Origin of the sequence: Halogeometricum sp. S1BR25-6 (assembly GCF_031624495.1) — an archaeon.
Classification (GTDB): Archaea; Halobacteriota; Halobacteria; order Halobacteriales; family Haloferacaceae; genus Halogeometricum; species Halogeometricum salsisoli.
The window spans coordinates 729,117-745,214 of record NZ_JAMQOP010000002.1; the positions used below are offsets into that span (position 1 = coordinate 729,117).

Here is a 16,098-nt window from a genome sequence, read left to right on the forward strand (position 1 = left end):
TCTCCGACCCCATGAGCGAAACAAACCGTTCTATCGGCGTGAATCAGGTCGGTTACCGGTCGACCGCGCACGGGTCGCTCGTGGCTATCCACCCGTCAGGGTTGTCTCCCTCGCGGATTTCGAGCCACCCGTCGGCGTAGTACACCGTCTTGTACGTTGTTGTCATAGTGAGGTACGACGCCGCTCGGGCGCGCGGGAACGCTTCCGATGCGTGCGCCGCACCTACTTCTCCGAAGGGCGGACACCACCCTTACTACCCGCAGCCTTCGCGGGGCGTAACCGGCGGTTAGGAACGGTATGGTGCCGTATAGAACGGGTTGTCGGCAACCTAACGAAGGGGAAAGAGCGCTCTCAGCGAGCCAGCGGCATCGAGTAGGACGTCTCCTCGTCCATCACGACGTCCCACGTCCCTTCGCACTCGCAGGACACCTGCGAGAACACGGAGGGGTCCTGCCGCAGGTCGAAGTCCTTGATGGCCTTCTGCACCAAGTCGTCGCAGTCGCCGCAGTTGTGCGCGCCGCGGTCGGAGCCGTGACCGACGGGGTCGGAGACGACGATGGCGTCGACGTCGGCGGTCGATTCGAGCACCTCGGCGACCGACCAGAGCCACGGCGGGCGGTAGCCGCCCTGGAAGTAGAGTTCGTCCACCATCGTGTACCGCTGGACGTTCGTTGGGTTCATCGAGACGGTGTGGCAGTAGTCGACCTCGGCGCACCGACGGATGGAGGACTTCATGTCCTCGACGGCTTCGGACTCCGAGAGGAACGGCGGCTTCATCAGGAGGTACGCCTTCACGCCCGCGTCGACGGCGCCCGCCTCCGCGCAGGCGTCCTCAAAGTCCGAGAAGTCGAAGTACTTGTTCACGCAGTCGTGTCGGACGCGGTCGGTCGCCGTTTCCAACCCCACCGCGACGTCGGTTTCGAGTCCCTGCGAGGTGAAGTCCTTCAGTTTCTCGCGTTCGACGAAGTCGGGGAGCGACTCGACGACGATTCGCTCGCGGTCGCCGAACGTCTCGGCGATGGCGCGGCGCGTCTCCGCGCCGACCTCTCGCTCGTCGAGGAAGCTCCCGGAGGTGTATATCTTGATGAGTTCGGCCTCTTCGTCCGAGTTCTCCTCCTCGTGGTCCAGGCACACCTGAATCTGGTCCATCAGCGCCTCGTGGGCGACGCTGCCGCCCTCGACGGACTCGGCGACGTAGCCGCACATCGTACATCCGCCGGCGCGCGCCCACCGACAGCCGCCGGTGTTGAGGATGATGGTGAGCGACTGCTTCACGCCGTCCGGCGTGTTGTCCTCGTCCATCCAGACGCGCGTCGGTTCGTGGGGGTCGTACGTGCGGTCCTTGCGCGAGCGAATCTCGCGCATCACTTCGTTGTGGGCGTCCATGCCCTTCCCCCGTTCGTACACTTCGGGACTCGGCTGACTCATTACCGGTGGTATCCGACGTGCGCGTAAATCCGCTTCGCCTGCCGGCGCGAGAAAGCGTCTTGTCGCTCCGTTCCGAACCCCTCGTATGCCAACTCGTCGCAGGATTCTCGCCGCACTCGCCGCCGTCGGGAGCGCCGGCGTCGCCGGATGTGACGGCCTCGGAGACGGCCGAGCGACGACGCGACGGACGACGGCCGAACCGGGCGACGGAGGCGTCGAAACCGGACCGGAAACCGGCGGGCCGTCGGTCGACGCGGTCCCCGACGAGGAGTCGTCGCTCCCCTACCGCGCGGGCGACGACGGCGAGAACGTCGAGCGACCCCTCGGCCTCGTCGTGCGGAACGTCGGGTCCGAAACGCGGTTCGCCACCGTCGTCGTGAGTCGGGGCGAGGAGACGCTGTTCGTCGACAGCGCCGAGTACGCCCCCGAGGGAACTGACCGCACGCGGCGCTACCCGAGTTTGGTCGCCCGGCGCGGCGTCTACGACGTGTTCGCCGAGACGGACGACGGCGCGACGGGAAGTGGGACGCTCCGCGTCGACGGCGTGCACGCCGACGCGACGGTGGAACTCGACGGCGACGTGCGCGTCCGGCAGGCCGTCCGCTGCGCCCCCGACTGCGGACCGGTCTCCGTCGGCGGCGACGCCCGCCCGTTCGGCAACCCGCGGTGGCCGGAGGTCGACGCGTGGGCGGGGTACGGCGTCACCGTCGCCAACGCGGGCGCCGACCGCCGCGAGGTCCGGGTCGAGTTCGAGATAGACGACCGGACGGCATTGGACTACCGTTACCGCCCGCCGCCCGGCAGCGTCCTCACCTTCCCCACGGTGCCGCCGCTCAGACGCCTCCGCGTGACCGTCGAGACGGCGGGCGACCGGTGGAGCGGGCGGTTGGACGAGGACCGAAGCGTCGCCCTCCCCCTCGCCGTCGACGCCGACGGCGTGCGCATCGACGCGTGGCCCGACGCCGGCGCTGACCTCCGCTTTCGGAACGAGGGCGAACGGCGGGTCGCCGGCATCGTTCTCCGGAGGGACGGCGAACGCGCGGCCGCCTGGTCGTCGGAACTGTCGCCCGGAGAGACGGCGACGGTGGCGGAGTTCGTCCCCGGACCCGGTCTCTACCGCGCCGAGATGTCGGTCAGCGGGGACGGGGAGACGCTGGCGAAGACGCGGACGCTCGTCGTCACCCGGCGAAATACCCTGCTGGTGCGCGCCCGCGAGGGCGTCGACGCCTTCCTCGTGCGGTAGCGCGTCGACGGGTTCTCCGCCTCCGTCCGCGATGCGCTTTTCTCCGTACCGCCGAACTCCCGGATATGCGCACGCCCACCAGACGCGCCCTCGTCGGGACGCTCGCGACGCTCGGAGCGGCGGGGTTGGCGGGGTGCAACGCGCTGTTCGACGACGAGAACGAGGGCGCGGGCGACGAGACGCGGCGCGGGGACGGGAGGTGGAACGGGCGCGGCGGGACCGAAAGCCGGGCGACGGAAGCGTCCGAGGGGACGACGACCGCGCCGGCGTTCGAGCAGACCGTCTCGGTCGGCAACCCGAACGCGACGGCGGGGTACGTCACCGTCGTCGTCGAGTCTCCCGACGGGGAGACGGCGTTCGTCGAGAGCCTCGAACTGACGTCGGGCGAACGCCGCCCCGTCGTCGCGCGACTGCCCGGACCGGGGACGTACCGCGTCGTCGCGGAGGCCGTCGACGGGGGACGGGGCGCGTTCGAGTGGGTCGCAGACGACCGACTCGACGGGTTCTCGCTGACGCTGCTGAGAGAAAAATTCGAGTTCTGGCGGACCGCCGTCTGCCGCGACGCCTGCCGCCTCGTCTCGGAGGGAGAGAACGGCTCGCCGCTGACGGGAAACGGGGTCGGGCGGTGGTACGCGCCGGCCGGCGTCGTTCTCCGGAACCCCGCGTCGTCAGCGCGGACGGCCCACGTCGACGTCGAACTCGACGACCGCACGGTCCTCGCGGCGGCCTACGACGCGCCGGCGCGGACGCAAGTGGAGATTCCCGTCACCTACCGGACCGGAGAGTACCGGGTCCGCGTCCGCGTCGGGTCCGGCGACGAGGCGGTGACGGCGGCGTGGTCCGTTCCGGACCAACCGAGCCTGTTCGTCGACCTCGAAGAGCGGACGACCGGGTGCGGCCTCGCGAACTCCGAACTCGGCGTCCTGAACGCCGACGACGAACCTCACGCGGTGAGCGTCGCCGTCGAGTCCGACGGCGAGGAGGTGTTCGCGCGGCGGTGGAACCTCGCTCCCGACGAACGGGTCGACGTCGTCCCCGTCGACGCCTCCGGCCGGTACGGCCTGCGCGTGCGCGTGGACGACCGCGACCCCCTCTACTCGTCGTGGTGGTCGTGCCCGCCGCGCGGTCCGGCCGCAGTCGTCGTCGACGCCACGGGGGACGCGTCGGTGAGTCAGTCGCGGCTGTAAGTAGCTACCGGCAGAACCCACAACCGCGTCGGCGCTCGAACTGACCGTATGAGCTATCGCACGACCCTCGGTTGGTCACTCATCACGTCCGGTATCGTCACCCTCCTTCTCGCGGTGCTCCCGGGGAGTTCGCTCTTCTGGGGCATCCTGCTCTTAGTCGTCGGCATCGCCGTGTTCTTCGTCCGCCGGTAAGCGCGGGTTGCCGCTACCGGCCACCTTCGGGTCAGACGACGAAGCGGAGAAACCACAGCGTCAGCATGCCGGCGGCGATGGTGGCGAAGACGTCCTCCGTGACCCACGCGGCGCCCGCCGCGACGAGGCCCGCGAGGAGCCGTTCGTTACCGACCGCGACGGAGACTCCCTCCGAGGCGGAGGCGGAGACGGCGACCGGAACGAGGTCGGCCGACCCGTCGACCACGACCAGCGAGGGGACGACGAGCGCGGCGAACACCGCGGGCGGGACGAACCGAAGCGCGCGCGTCACCCGCGGCGGCACCGTCTCGATGCGGCCGAACAGGTAGACGAACGACCCGCGGACCGCGAACGTGGCGAGGCCGACGACGGCGGCGACGCCCCAGATGGCGACCGGCCCGTAGTCGGTGGGCATCAGTCGCTCACCCCCTCGGGCGTCCCCGGTTCCCCGTCGTCGCCCTCCGTCCCGTCGCTCGACGCGGAGACGGCGACGCCGGCGAGGATGCCGGCGACGGCGCCGACGACGAGCGAGAGGTTGTACGGGAGGCCGGTGCTGCCGCCCACCACGACCACGTCGCCCGCGACGGCCACGCCGCCGCCGACGACGGCCGCCGCGAGGGTCGGTCGGGTCGAGACGGCCGGAACGAGGAGACCCAAGAACACGAGTGGGACGGCGAACTCCAGGCCCCACGACGCCGGCACGTTTGCGCCCGCGACTACCCCGGCGACCAGCGACGCCTGCCAGACCACCCACAGCGACCCCCCGGCGGCGACGAAGTACCGGAATCGCGCCGTCGAGTCGGGGTCAGCCTCGCGGTACCACGAGACGGCGAGCGCGTAGGCCTGGTCGGTGAGGAGGTACGAGGAGAGCGTCTTCCGGCGCGAGCCGAACGGTCGGAAGTACGGCGCGATGGACGCCGAGAACATCAGGAGTCGGAGGTTGATGACGACGCCCGTGAGAACGGCCACGGCGAGCGCCGCGTTCCGACCCAGGAGGTCGACGACGGCCAACTGCGAGGCGCCCGCGAAGGCGAGAACGGAGAACCCGACCGCCTGCGCCGGCGAGAGCCCCGCTTCCACGGAGGCGACGCCCGTGACCAGTCCGAACGGAACGATACCGACTGCGACGGGCGTCGCGTCGCGGACGCCGCGTCGAACCGCGGGCGGGACGTGAGAGACGGGCACGGCTACCCCTCGTCGCCGTCCGACCAAACCGCTACCGCTTCCGGCACGGCCGGCGCTCGGAGCGCGGGTCCCTTCGGCGACGGGGGTTGCCGCGCGCAACAGCGTTCTACGCCTCACGAGGGACGAGTCGGTCGACTGTGACGTTCGCTCGCTCTTCGGCCAGAATGAGCACGTCGCCGTCCGAGGGGAGGGACTCTATCATCGCTGTCGGGCGTCCCGCGCCTCTCCCCGCGCGCTAATCGGACCGAGCCGTCTCCAGTTGGGTCGCCACCAGCGCGTCGAAATCCACGTCGTCGGTTCGGTACTGGTCGCGTTGTGAAAGGACGACGCGCCCCTTCTCGGTGATGGCGTACAGCCCGGAGTTCCGTGCGGGACCGATGCGCTCGACGAGGCCGTAGTCGGCCAGCACCGGCAGTCGGGTGTTGATGTACGAGCGGTCCCGGTCGAGGATGTGAGAGAGGTTCACCGCCGTGTTTCGCTTTCCGTCGGAGAGGGCTCGCAGGATGTCGAAATCTGTGGGGACTGCCAGTTTCATGCCTCAGTTTCGTGTTCGGTTACGGAGGTGAATACTAACTGCCTCTCAGCCACTGGACCGCTCATATCTCCCGTTTTAGACCCGATACTACCATAAAAGACGGTGCTCGTATATTCATGTCTTCGGCAATCGGCTGAGATTACGGAACGGAAACGTCCCCGAGACGGCGAAAGGACTCAACAGGCCTCGGGCGCTACGCACACCCAATGACTGGTCGCCAAGACGACGGATTCGTCGCGTTCTTCCGGCGGTACACGAAGACGTCGCTGCACACCGTCTCGACGGCGGCGCTCACCGCGTTCGGGACGCTGACGTTCGTCAACCGCGCGTTCGCCGCCGTCGCCATCGCGGCGTACGTCCTCCCGCCGGTCGTCCAGTACCTCAGGGACCCGACGTGGCCGCACGACGAGGCCGACGGGGACGGAGAGGCGGACGCCGCGGACGAAGAGACGGTGAGCGGCGAGACGGCGAGCGATAGGGAGGCCGCCGGAGGCGCGGGAGCCGAATCTGCGGAATCTACCGAATCTACCGAACCTGCCGAATCCGCCGAACCGTCCGGTGCGGCCGCCGCCGCCTCTTCCGGTACCGGGTCGGAGAGCGAGAGGGTCGACTCCGAGGACGGAACGAGGGGCGCGCGGAGCGACGAGGACGGAGACGAGACGAGCGAGTCCGGCGACCCGTCCGAGGAAGACCCGACGGAGGAGTCTCCGGAACCCGAGTGGGTCGTCGCGGACGCGCCGACGGACGGAGAGTTGTTCGACGCCGCCGTGACGGAGACGGGGGCGTACGCCGTCGGAGAGGACGGCGTCGTCGTCGCCGAGGGCGAATCCGAGTGGACCGTCGTCCTCTCGGACGGCCCCGGCGCGGCCGCAAACGACCTCACCGGCGTCGACGCCGTCGCGGGCGGCGGCGTCTGGGTCGCCGGCGAGAGCGGCGCAGTCGGTCGAATCGATCCGGAGTCGGGGCGGCACGCCGACTTCTCCGCGCCCGACGACGATACGAACGACGTCGCGGCCGTCGCCGCGGCCGGGTCCGGCGGGACGGAGACGGTGCTCCTCGCGGACGGGTCCGGACAGGTCCGCCGCGGCCGGTACCGCGACGGCGACGTAGCGTGGGAGGAGGCGGTGAAGCCGGGAAGCGGGTCGAGCATCGTCGGCGTCGAACTCCGCGGCGACGAGGGGTACGTCTGCGACAGCAACGACGCCGTGTTCCGGACGACGGACGCCGGGCGGACGTTCGAGTCGCTCGACTTCGAGGGGGCGAACGGCACGCTGACGGACGTGACCGCCGGCGGCGAGGCCCCCCTCCTCAGCGACGACGACGGCGCCCTCCACCGGTACGACGGGTCGCGGTGGACGCCCGAACGCCTTTCGGAGGACCCGGTGCTGGCGGTGGCCGCCGCGGACGCGGACGGCGTCGCCGTCGGCGAAGACGCGGTGTACGAACGGTTCGGCGCCGGATGGGAACGGGCGTCGCCGCCCGCCGTCGAGTCGCTGTCCGGCGTCGCGTTCGACGGGGCGACGGCCGTCGCCGTCGGCGAGGCGGGGACGGTGCTCGAACGGCGGACGGGCGCGGGCGAGTAGCGGGCGGGTCGCGAACCGGTCGGCTACTTCTCTTCGACGTGACGCACCTCGACGGCCACACCGCGGGTGCTCTCGGCCATTTCGGCGCCGAACATCTCCGCGCGGCCGACGGCGAACGCCTTCGGCCCCTCGACGACGACTTCGTCGCCGACGCGGATGTCGTCGTCCGCGTCCACGACGCCCGGCGCGAGGACGCTACCGTGCGGCGCGAAGTTGTCGATTTCGACGCGCTTGGTGGGCGCGTCCGACTCGCTCCAGACGCGCGCACCTTCGAGCGTGAAGGAGAGGACGCCGTACTGCGGCACCATCGTCGCCAACTGTTCGCCCCCTTCGTTCCAGACCTGCAGTTTGGGGTAGCGGCTGTTCATCTCTATGTCCGCGTCGGCGAACAGGTCGTCGCCCGCCCCGTCGCCGAACTGGAAGTCGGCGATGGCGCTCACGGTGTTGTGCTCTCGCTCCCGCTTCGAGTACTTCAGTTCGCCCTGGAGGGTGGACATGAGGTTCGCCAAGGAATCGGTCGTCGTCGGGTGGTCCTCGACGGTGTACTCGAACGGCACGCCCACCTGTTCTTCGACTCGCTCGCAGATATCCCGGTAGCCGTCTCCGGGGACGTGCGCGATGACGCGGGGGTAGTCGTTGCGTTCGAGATACCGTCGAAGAACGGTGGCGACGAAGCCCTTCTCGTCCTCGGACCACCGGCCCGTCACCACCGAGTCGTAGTGCTGGGCGGGGTAGGTGAGTTCGAGTTCCGAGGGAACGACGCCGATGGGCGAGGTCATGGAGGCGACGTGCGCGCGGAACTGGACGGCGTCGTGGAACTGCGAGTGACTCTGGGACTCGCTGTACGGTTTCGTCGCCGAACAGGGGACGAGGACGAGGGGGTTGTCGAAGCGGTTTCGATAGCGCGTCGTCACGCGTTCGGCGAAGCGCTGAATCTCGGCGCGGCGAATCGTGTCCGAGGAGGCCGCCGATATCTCGGCGTTGCGGACCACGGGCGTCCGTGCTTCGAGGTAGCCGTACTGCTGGTCGAACTCCCGGAAGGCGGCCGTGAGCCACTGGTCGTGGCGGGCCTGCCCCTCGATGTAGTCTCGCAGGCGGCCGTCCCGAATCCGCCGGCGAACGGTGGCGAGTTCCGCTTCGAGGACGTTCGCGTTGTGGGCCGCGCAGTCCTCGCGTGCGAACTCCTCGCGGGGGACGCGGCACGCCTCGCAGGCGCAGGGCAGTTCCTCCAAGTCCTCGAGGAAGTACTCGCTCTCGGTGGTGAGATACATCCCCTGCCGGCCCTTCACGCGGGCGAGTTTGGCGTCCACGAGGTCCACGCCGGCGTACGCCAGCGTCGAGACGTTACGCGGGGTGGCGACGCCCGAGAGGTAGAGTGCGGTGTCGGCCGGGAGCGCCCCCTTGGCCTCGATAATCGCCTCGCGGAACGCCGCGCCGTGGCCGACGAACCCGCCCGCGTCCGACAGAATGTAGGCGTCCGCGCCGGTGTCGGCGGCCGTCTCCGAGGAGACGACCGACGCGCTCGGATACTCGACGTCCGGCGGGTCGACGGCGAACGACTCCTGGACGCGTTCGTCGGTACCGGCGGGGAACGACCGGTGCGGCAACACCGTGAGCACGTCCTCGGACCCCTCGGGGAGGGTTCGCTCGGCGGTCCAGAGACTGCCCGCGTCCGCGGTCACCTCGTCGGCGAGGGCGGGCGTCGTCACGGACTCCGCGAGGCGGAGTTCGCCGAGTCGGGCGGCCCCGTCGCGCCCGTGAATCTCGAAGTAGTCGGTCATACCTCGCGTTCGGCAACGGAGGGTGAACTATCTTCCCTTCTCCGAACGGGAACCGTGGCCGCCCTCGTTTCGGCGCGGCGCGTTCCCGGGTTCGGGCGTCCGACGCTCGTTCGGTGCTACCGTGCGCCGAACTAGCATTTGTTACCCGCACGTGCGTGTACGATTCCGTTCATCGCTCGCCACGCATGAGCGTCCGAGGTCGCGTCTGTTCATCACGATTCCGCACCGAGGCGCCGCGCCGACCCCCTCCCTTTTGCGAGTTCCGGACGAATCGGTTCCCATGAGACGCACCGGTCCGTGGTCGGCCGACGAGGCGGCGACGTTTCTCGAATCCGCGACCGTCCCGATTCGACTGGCGTGTCGGACGCCGGACGGCGGCCTGTGGATGCTGTCGCTGTGGTACGTGTGGGTCGGGGGCGAGGAACCGGAACTGTGCTGCGCGACGGGCGCGGACGCCGACGTGGTCCGCTACCTCCGCGCGAACGACGAGGTGGCCTTCGAGGTGTCGACGAACGACCCGCCGTACCGCGGCGTCCGCGGGCGCGGGACGGCGACCGTCGAACCCGACGAGGGGAAGGCGCTGCTTCGGAGCCTCTTAGAGCGATACCTCGGCGGCGCCGACAACGAACTCGGCGCGTTCCTGTTGGACGAGGGGAGAGAGGAGGTGCGAATCCGAATCTCGCCCGAGCGCCTGCACTCGTGGGACTTCACCGACCGAATGCGGGACGTGACCGCCGAGGCGGACGCGCCGACGCCGAGTCGACTGCGCGGCCCGGACTGACGGCGAAGTCGGGACCGAGTCCGCGGCGCGGAGGAACGCGGCCCCGAGAGCGGCGTCGCCGCTCGGCGGGTGACGGTCAAAAAATCGGAGGTCGGAGTCTCGCGTCGCACTCAGTCGCGCCGGACCGCGAGGAGGGCCGCCGCGAGGAGGGCGACGACGGCGACGGCGACGCCGAACCCGGGCGTGCTGCCGTCGGTGCTCGTCGCCTCGCCGCCGTTCGTCTCGGTGGCCGCCTCCATGCCCATCTCCTGCTCCGTCTCGGTCATCTCGGACATCTCGGTGCCCGTGCCCATCTCCGTCCCGGTTTCGGTCGTCTCGCCGGAGAGGGAGACCTCCGCCGTGGCGACGACCGGACCGCCGCGGGCGACGTACGGCCCGTCGGCCTCGCCCTCGCTGGTGACGAAGTCGTAGGCCTCGTTGCCGTTCGTGTCCATGTGCGCCATCGGGACGATGGTCGTCGTCTCGTTCAGGGGCGCGGAGAGTTCGACGGTGACGTTCTCGTGGGTGCCGGGCGCGAGGTACTCGGAGGTGCCGCGGACGCTGTCGAAGACGGCGCCTTCGGTGACGCTCGCGTCGTGCACCGTCACGAATCCGCCGTCCGCCAGCGTCACGGAGTCTATCGTCACGCTCCGCCCGTCGGTCGTCTGGTTCGAGACGGCGACGACGGCGTTCACGGAGACGCGCGCGGTGTCGACGACGGCCTCACCGTCGGCCGTGTACGGGCCGTCGGCCTCGGGGAACGTGTACTCCTCGTCGCCGTCGGTGTCCATGTGCGCCATCGGAACCAGCGTCTGCGAGGCGCGGATTGGTTCCTCGAACGTTACGGTGACGTTCTCGTGGACGCCGGGGGCGAGGTACTCCGAGGTGCCGAGTATGCTGCCCTCGACCTCGCCGGCGAACAGCGAGGCGTCGTGGACGGTGACGAACCCGCCCTCCGAGAGTTCGACGCGGTCCACGACGACGCCGTGCCCGTCGGAGGCCTGCGACATCATGTGGACGTCGGCGGAGACGTTCACCGCGGCCTGCGCAACGACGGGTTCACCGTCGGCCGTGTACGGACCGTCCGCCTCACCCTCGCTCTCAGGGAAGGTGTACTCCATGTCGCCGTCGGAGTCCACGTGCGCCATCGGAACCAGCGTCGTCGACTCGTTCACGGGCGCGTCCAAGGAGACGCGGACGTCCCGGTGCAGACCGGGCGCGAGGTACGCGGAGGTGCCGCGGATGCTCTCGAAGACGGCTCCCTCCGTCACGCTCGCGTCGTGAACCGTTACGAACCCGCCCTCGGGCAGGAAGGCGCTATCGACGACGACGGACCGCCCGCCGGTCGACTGCGCGGTAAACGTCACGTTCGCCGTCTCCGAGAGCGTCACCTCGGCGGTGTCGACGACGGGGTTACCGTCGACCGTGTACGGACCGTCCGTCTGGCCTTCGCTCTCGGGGAAGGTGTACTCCTCGTCGCCGTCCGAGTCCACGTGCGCCATCGGAACCAGCGTCGTCGACTCGTTCACGGGCGCGTCCAGCGCGATACGGACGTTCTCGTGGACGCCGGGAGCGAGATACTCGGAGGTGCCGCGGATGCTCTCGAAGACGGCGCCTTCCGTGACCGAGGCGTCGTGAACCGTCACGAACCCGCCCTCGGAGAGTTCCACGCGGTCCACGACGACCGAGGCGCCGTCGGTGGGTTGCTCGCTCATCGATACCGTCGCGGCGACGGTGACGTTCGCCTGCGAGACGACGGCCGACCCGTCGGCGGTGTACGGACCGTCCGTCTCGCCGTTGTCGGCGACGAAGTCGTAGACGCGGTCGCCGTCGGTGTCGAGGTGCGGCATGGCGACGAACGCGCCCGACTCGGTCGGGGGTTCGTCGAGGTGGACGGTGACGTTCTCGTGCGTCCCCGCCTCGAGGTACGCGGAGGTGCCGACGACGCTCCCGAGGACGTTCCCTTCGGTGACGCTCGCGTCGTGAATCGTCACGAACCCGCCCTCCGAGAGTTCGACGCTCTCGACGACGACGGTGTGTCCGCCCGAGGGTTGGGCGGCGAACGATACTGTCGCCTCCGGCGACGACTGTTGTGCGGCCGCACCCGCCGGGATGCCCCCGACGAGAACGACCAGCGCTGCGAACACTGTTAGTGCGCGTTGCATACCTCAACCGGCGGACGATATTTAAAAGAAGATTTTCCGGACTGCGACCCAAATCTCTCCCCCTTCCGACCGTTTTCCGGCGTCTGAAGGACCGATGGAGCGTCTCCGCGGTCGAGAATCGTCGAGAGGAACGCGGCGCTCGGCGGACAGAGAGAGCGGAGGAACGGGGAGACGGAAGAAGCGAAAGGAGCGCGTCAGTCGAACGTGATCCAGGCGAGGAAGGCGAGTCCGGCCGTCTCGAAGACGTGCAGGAGCATCATCAGCCGCCAGACGATGACGGGGACGGCGGTGTTGAACCACCCCGACAGCGTCGGGTCGACGAGGTACATGTACAGCGCCAGGGCGTTCTGCGCGATGAGGAACGAGGCGAAGATGAGCAGACCCAGCGGGTGCTTAGACCGGAATTGGAGGTAGTTGCGGCCCCAGACGGACGCGAGCGCCAGCAGTAGCAGGATGTTGACTGCTGAGGCGACCCGCGCGACGTCAACCCAGATACTCATTCGTTCTCCCTAGCCGGTTGCCGTTTAAATACACTTTCCCAAATCTGACCATGTTCACTCCATCCCCTCTAGAATCTCCTCTATCGTCTCCCAGTTCGACTGCGCTCGCGGGGAGGGCAGATAGACAGCGCCGTAGTCGTCGCCGCTCCGCTGAACGACGTCGTTGTCCATCAGCACGTCGAGGTGATGTCTGACCGTCTTGTAGTCCAACTCTAACTCCTCGGCGAGTTGGTTCGCGTTGCGAGGCCGCTCATCGAGCGTCCGAAGGATACGCGCGCGGTTCGCTCCGCCGCGCGTTCCGGTCAGCACGTACCACAGGACGGCCTCCATTGTCCCTCATAACTCGCGCACACCACCTAAGCCCACCGAAGATGTCGGAGAGTGAGATTCTCTCTCCCAAAACGAGGATTCAGACCGTCTCGTCGGCGTCGTCGGGCGATACGCCGTCCGGAGACACTCCGTCGAGCGGTTCCAGTTCGACGCCGTCGGGGACGCGGGCGAGGGCCGTCTCGGGCCACCCGTCGTGCGCGAGAACGAACGACGCGTCCGGGTTCGACTCGACCAGTCGCGCGACGCCCGCCGCGGCCGCCTCGGAGGCGGCGCGGTCGGTCCGGTCGGGGACCTGCGCGGTGAGCGGGTACGTCTCCGAGAGGGCGCGCGGGAACGGTCCGAACGGCGGGAGGACGCGCCACGCCGCGTCGAAGCGGTCACCCGTCGGTGTCCCGGCCTGCGTGAGCAGCACCGTCCCGGAAACGTCCAACCGGTCGAGTCTGTCGTGGTGACGGCGCACCTCCGGCCGGCGGGCGCTCTCCGCGGAGACGGAGAAGAACGACCCCTTCGAGACGGGGTCCTCGCGTTCGAGTTGGTCGGCGTGGTCGAGGAGGGTGCGGTAGCCGTCGAGCATCGCGGGGTGCGACCGGGCGCGCTCTTCGACCAGTTCGAGGAGGTTGCCCGACCGAATCGCCTGCTTCACGCGTCGGAGTTCCTCGAAGGAGACGTGGAGGTTGTGCTCGGCGAGGAGTCGCTCCTGTTCTTCGCCCTCCGCCGCGCGCAAGTCGTCCGGGGAGTGCTCGGCGCAGATGGGACACGAACAGGGCAGGTAGTCGAGGTCCTCGAGGTGTTCGGTGCCGCGGACGGTGAGGTAGCGTCCGTCGCGGGCGTACAGGGCGTAGGCGGCCGAGTCGAACAGGTCACAACCCATCGCTACCGCGAGGGCGAACATCATCGGGTGGCCGGCGCCGAACAGGTGGACGGGCGCGTCGCGGCCGAGTCCGCGTTTGGCGCCCGCCACCGCGTCGACCATGTCGTCGTAGCGGTAGGCGTTCATCAGGGGGACGACGGCGCCGACGGGGAACACGTCCAACTCCGTCGCGTACGCCGCCCGGCCCGCCTCCTCGCGCAGGTCGGGGTACGTCGACCCCTGCACGGGCGCGTTGACGAGCATCTCGCCGGTATCGACGTCCTCGGCGTCGCGCAGAGCCTTCGCGGTGACCGCGAGTTCCTCTTCGGCCTGCTCCCGGGGGACGTCCGGCGGCGTCGGGATGTCGACGGGCGTGCCGATATCGGTCCCAACGTCGTACTGGAACTCCAGAATCTCGCGGGTCGTCACGGATATCTCGCCGTACTCGGCGAGTTGGAACGACCCCGAGTCGGTCACGATGGCGCCGTCGAAGCCGAGCATCTCGTGGAGGCCCGATTCTAAGGCCTCCTCGCGCAGGTCGTCGTTCTTGTGGATGATGTAGGAGTTCGTGATGAGTATCTGGGCCCCGAACTCGCGTTCGAGGCGCGCGGGCGACACCGTGATGATGTTGGGGTTGACGACCGGCATCAGGGCCGGCGTCTCCACCGTCACGCCCGCGCGGGGGACGTCGAGTTCGCCGATTCTGCCGGCGGCGTCCCCGTCGCGTATCTCGAAGTGGTCGCGCATGGTCGGGGTTTCCCGCCGGCGTTGCTAAGGGTTGCGTTCGGCCGGCAGTTCCGCCGGGCGAAGGGTTGCGTTCGGCCGGCCGTCACCGCCGGGCGCTTCGACCTCCGATAGTCGCGGTCTCGAACCGACGCTCGGGTCGGACCGGTGTCGAGGTCGACTAGGGGAGGAAGGCGGGTTGCTGCATCTGTCCGCCGTACTTCACGAAGAGGTAGAGCCCCGAGAACAGCGTCGCGTTGTACGCGCCGTGGGTCAGCGCGGGGACGACGATGTTGTCCGAGAGTTCGTAGACGGCGCCGAAGACGAGCGTCGGGAGCACGAGCACCGCGATGCTGATGAGGCGCGCGGAGGGGGCGCCCGACAGCGAGAAGTAGTGGATAGACGCGAAGATGAGGCTCGCGACGGGAATCGCCACCACGGCCGGGAACCGCTCGCGGATGCGGTTCTGGACGACGCCGCGGTAGAGCAGTTCCTCGCCGGGACCGATGAGCAGGATGGACGCCGGGATGAGCAGCAACAGCACCTCGGGGTTCTCCATGCCGATCTGCGCGGCGTTGTTCGTCCCGCCCTCGGCGCCGACCGAGGAGATGACGACCGCCGCCGAGAACGCCAATCCGAGCGCGAGGACGTAGCCGCCGACCACGTAGGCGAACTCGCGGAGCGACGGCACGCGGACGCCGACGTAGGAGATGTCGAAGTCGCGGTACCAGAGGTAGAGAACGGCGACGCCGCCGAACCCGACGCCGGTCGCCAGCGCCAAGGAGATGACGATGCTCAGGACGGGCGTTATCGGCACGCCGGCGAGGCTCAGGGCGACGCCGGCGGCGAGTACGAGGACCGAACCGACGGCGATACCCAGACCGGCCAACAGGACGGCGACGAGGAGCGCCCGGAGGCGGGCGCGAAGCGAGCGTGCGTCCGAGTCCGGCGAGACCGAAGACCCGGACGAGGACGTTCGTGGGTCAGTAGACACACCGGGCGTAGGGTTCCCGCCGTCAAAACGATTCGTGCTCCGGTGACGGTCTCACGACTCAGTCAGCGCCAGCGCTCGGCGAGTTCGTATCTGAGGACGCCGACGAGCGTGCGTCCGTCGCGCAGGTCGCCGTCCAGCGCCGCCGCGAGCAGGTCGTCGTACGCCTCGACGGCGACTCGGATACTCTCGTTGAAATCGAGGTTCCGCTCGCCCGTCGGTTCGCAGTCGCGCGCGACGAAGTGGTGGTGGACGGAGTTCAGGAGGCCGTTGGAGGGTTCGACCGCGCCGAGAGACTCCATCTCCCCGGCCTCGTACCCCGTCTCCTCTTCGAGTTCGCGACGCGCGGCCGTCTCGACGTCGTCGTCGTCGGATTCGAGCGACCCCGCGGGCAGGCCGCGGTTCACCCGACCGACCGCCTGTCGCCACTCCTCGACGAGCACCACGTCGCCGTCGGGCGTAAAGGGGAGAATCACGGCCGCAGCCGGTTCGTCCACGTAGTGAAAGTCCGTCTCGGTGCCGTCGGGAAGCGTCACCTCGTCCCGCCGGACGTCGAACCCCGGGCAGGAGTAGTCGATGTCGGTGCCGGTCGTCGCCCACGTCAGGTCCTCGTCGGCGTCCGCGTCGCGTGCCATACGCCGAGTC

The 16,098-nt window shown here is 69.2% G+C and carries 16 protein-coding genes; 5 read left to right on the top strand and 11 right to left on the bottom strand.

What is annotated here, in order from left to right:
• Window positions 1-351: 351 nt before the first annotated feature.
• Entirely contained in the window at window positions 352-1,428 is a 1,077-nt protein-coding gene (locus NDI76_RS13820; protein ID WP_310924669.1) for an archaeosine biosynthesis radical SAM protein RaSEA, read from the bottom strand.
• 85 nt (window positions 1,429-1,513) lie between these two features.
• On the opposite strand from NDI76_RS13820, the gene NDI76_RS13825 reads away from it, so the two are divergent.
• The 3 genes from NDI76_RS13825 (at window position 1,514) to NDI76_RS13835 (ending at window position 4,050) form a co-directional block, all read left to right on the top strand.
• On the top strand, window positions 1,514-2,671 hold the full coding sequence (locus NDI76_RS13825) for an Ig-like domain-containing protein (RefSeq protein ID WP_310924670.1): 1,158 nt from the start codon (window positions 1,514-1,516) through the stop codon (window positions 2,669-2,671).
• A 65-nt stretch (window positions 2,672-2,736) separates the two neighbouring features.
• Complete coding sequence (locus tag NDI76_RS13830; RefSeq protein ID WP_310924671.1) at window positions 2,737-3,858, top strand: Ig-like domain-containing protein; 1,122 nt, start codon at window positions 2,737-2,739, stop codon at window positions 3,856-3,858.
• A 48-nt stretch (window positions 3,859-3,906) separates the two neighbouring features.
• On the top strand, window positions 3,907-4,050 hold the full coding sequence (locus NDI76_RS13835; RefSeq protein WP_310924672.1) for a hypothetical protein: 144 nt from the start codon (window positions 3,907-3,909) through the stop codon (window positions 4,048-4,050).
• 31 nt (window positions 4,051-4,081) lie between these two features.
• Here NDI76_RS13835 and NDI76_RS13840 read toward each other — a convergent pair whose 3' ends face one another.
• From NDI76_RS13840 to NDI76_RS13850, 3 genes are all read right to left on the bottom strand, one after another.
• Entirely contained in the window at window positions 4,082-4,465 is a 384-nt protein-coding gene (locus tag NDI76_RS13840; RefSeq protein WP_310924673.1) for an AzlD domain-containing protein, read from the bottom strand.
• A complete protein-coding gene (locus NDI76_RS13845; protein WP_310924674.1) occupies window positions 4,465-5,235 on the bottom strand; it encodes an AzlC family ABC transporter permease in 771 nt (256 codons plus the stop codon). The genes NDI76_RS13840 and NDI76_RS13845 overlap by 1 nt, the downstream gene beginning before the upstream one ends.
• A 235-nt stretch (window positions 5,236-5,470) precedes the next feature.
• Window positions 5,471-5,770: an ArsR family transcriptional regulator gene (locus tag NDI76_RS13850; RefSeq protein ID WP_310924675.1), complete on the bottom strand. Its 300-nt coding sequence runs from the start codon at window positions 5,768-5,770 to the stop codon at window positions 5,471-5,473.
• 206 nt (window positions 5,771-5,976) lie between these two features.
• Between NDI76_RS13850 and NDI76_RS13855 the strand changes: the two genes are divergently transcribed.
• Window positions 5,977-7,353, top strand: a complete 1,377-nt coding sequence (locus tag NDI76_RS13855) for a hypothetical protein (protein ID WP_310924676.1) — start codon at window positions 5,977-5,979, stop codon at window positions 7,351-7,353.
• A 23-nt stretch (window positions 7,354-7,376) separates the two neighbouring features.
• Here the strand turns inward: NDI76_RS13855 and arcS are convergent, their stop codons facing one another.
• Complete coding sequence (arcS, locus tag NDI76_RS13860; RefSeq protein WP_310924677.1) at window positions 7,377-9,134, bottom strand: archaeosine synthase subunit alpha; 1,758 nt, start codon at window positions 9,132-9,134, stop codon at window positions 7,377-7,379.
• A 280-nt stretch (window positions 9,135-9,414) separates the two neighbouring features.
• Between arcS and NDI76_RS13865 the strand changes: the two genes are divergently transcribed.
• Window positions 9,415-9,915 carry a pyridoxamine 5'-phosphate oxidase family protein gene (locus NDI76_RS13865; protein WP_310924678.1) on the top strand — a complete coding sequence of 167 codons (501 nt, stop codon included), beginning with the start codon at window positions 9,415-9,417 and terminating at the stop codon, window positions 9,913-9,915.
• 110 nt (window positions 9,916-10,025) lie between these two features.
• Here the strand turns inward: NDI76_RS13865 and NDI76_RS13870 are convergent, their stop codons facing one another.
• From NDI76_RS13870 to NDI76_RS13895, 6 genes are all read right to left on the bottom strand, one after another.
• The gene (locus NDI76_RS13870; RefSeq protein ID WP_310924679.1) at window positions 10,026-12,059 is read right to left on the bottom strand and encodes a DUF7282 domain-containing protein; all 2,034 of its coding nucleotides are present in this window, start codon (window positions 12,057-12,059) and stop codon (window positions 10,026-10,028) included.
• Window positions 12,060-12,253: 194 nt separating this feature from the next.
• A complete protein-coding gene (locus NDI76_RS13875) occupies window positions 12,254-12,559 on the bottom strand; it encodes a DUF8036 family membrane protein (RefSeq protein ID WP_310924680.1) in 306 nt (101 codons plus the stop codon).
• A 54-nt stretch (window positions 12,560-12,613) separates the two neighbouring features.
• Complete coding sequence (locus tag NDI76_RS13880; protein ID WP_310924681.1) at window positions 12,614-12,889, bottom strand: ArsR/SmtB family transcription factor; 276 nt, start codon at window positions 12,887-12,889, stop codon at window positions 12,614-12,616.
• A gap of 79 nt (window positions 12,890-12,968) precedes the next feature.
• The gene (gene tgtA / locus NDI76_RS13885) at window positions 12,969-14,486 is read right to left on the bottom strand and encodes a tRNA guanosine(15) transglycosylase TgtA (RefSeq protein ID WP_310924682.1); all 1,518 of its coding nucleotides are present in this window, start codon (window positions 14,484-14,486) and stop codon (window positions 12,969-12,971) included.
• A gap of 157 nt (window positions 14,487-14,643) precedes the next feature.
• The gene (locus NDI76_RS13890) at window positions 14,644-15,456 is read right to left on the bottom strand and encodes a CPBP family intramembrane glutamic endopeptidase (protein WP_310924683.1); all 813 of its coding nucleotides are present in this window, start codon (window positions 15,454-15,456) and stop codon (window positions 14,644-14,646) included.
• Between the two features lie 62 nt (window positions 15,457-15,518).
• Complete coding sequence (locus NDI76_RS13895; protein WP_310924684.1) at window positions 15,519-16,088, bottom strand: NUDIX hydrolase; 570 nt, start codon at window positions 16,086-16,088, stop codon at window positions 15,519-15,521.
• Window positions 16,089-16,098 lie beyond the last annotated feature (10 nt).

Excerpts from the sequence above, each read along its gene's own strand:
- NDI76_RS13820 (WP_310924669.1), bottom strand. The coding sequence starts at position 1,428 with ATGAGTCAGCCGAGTCCCGAAGTGTACGAACGGGGGAAGGGCATGGAC.
- NDI76_RS13870 (WP_310924679.1), bottom strand. The coding sequence starts at position 12,059 with ATGCAACGCGCACTAACAGTGTTCGCAGCGCTGGTCGTTCTCGTCGGG.
- NDI76_RS13830 (WP_310924671.1), top strand. The coding sequence starts at position 2,737 with ATGCGCACGCCCACCAGACGCGCCCTCGTCGGGACGCTCGCGACGCTC.
- NDI76_RS13850 (WP_310924675.1), bottom strand. The coding sequence starts at position 5,770 with ATGAAACTGGCAGTCCCCACAGATTTCGACATCCTGCGAGCCCTCTCC.
- NDI76_RS13855 (WP_310924676.1), top strand. The coding sequence starts at position 5,977 with ATGACTGGTCGCCAAGACGACGGATTCGTCGCGTTCTTCCGGCGGTAC.
- NDI76_RS13865 (WP_310924678.1), top strand. The coding sequence starts at position 9,415 with ATGAGACGCACCGGTCCGTGGTCGGCCGACGAGGCGGCGACGTTTCTC.
- arcS (WP_310924677.1), bottom strand. The coding sequence starts at position 9,134 with ATGACCGACTACTTCGAGATTCACGGGCGCGACGGGGCCGCCCGACTC.
- NDI76_RS13875 (WP_310924680.1), bottom strand. The coding sequence starts at position 12,559 with ATGAGTATCTGGGTTGACGTCGCGCGGGTCGCCTCAGCAGTCAACATC.
- tgtA (WP_310924682.1), bottom strand. The coding sequence starts at position 14,486 with ATGCGCGACCACTTCGAGATACGCGACGGGGACGCCGCCGGCAGAATC.
- NDI76_RS13895 (WP_310924684.1), bottom strand. The coding sequence starts at position 16,088 with ATGGCACGCGACGCGGACGCCGACGAGGACCTGACGTGGGCGACGACC.
- NDI76_RS13825 (WP_310924670.1), top strand. The coding sequence starts at position 1,514 with ATGCCAACTCGTCGCAGGATTCTCGCCGCACTCGCCGCCGTCGGGAGC.
- NDI76_RS13835 (WP_310924672.1), top strand. The coding sequence starts at position 3,907 with ATGAGCTATCGCACGACCCTCGGTTGGTCACTCATCACGTCCGGTATC.
- NDI76_RS13840 (WP_310924673.1), bottom strand. The coding sequence starts at position 4,465 with ATGCCCACCGACTACGGGCCGGTCGCCATCTGGGGCGTCGCCGCCGTC.
- NDI76_RS13880 (WP_310924681.1), bottom strand. The coding sequence starts at position 12,889 with ATGGAGGCCGTCCTGTGGTACGTGCTGACCGGAACGCGCGGCGGAGCG.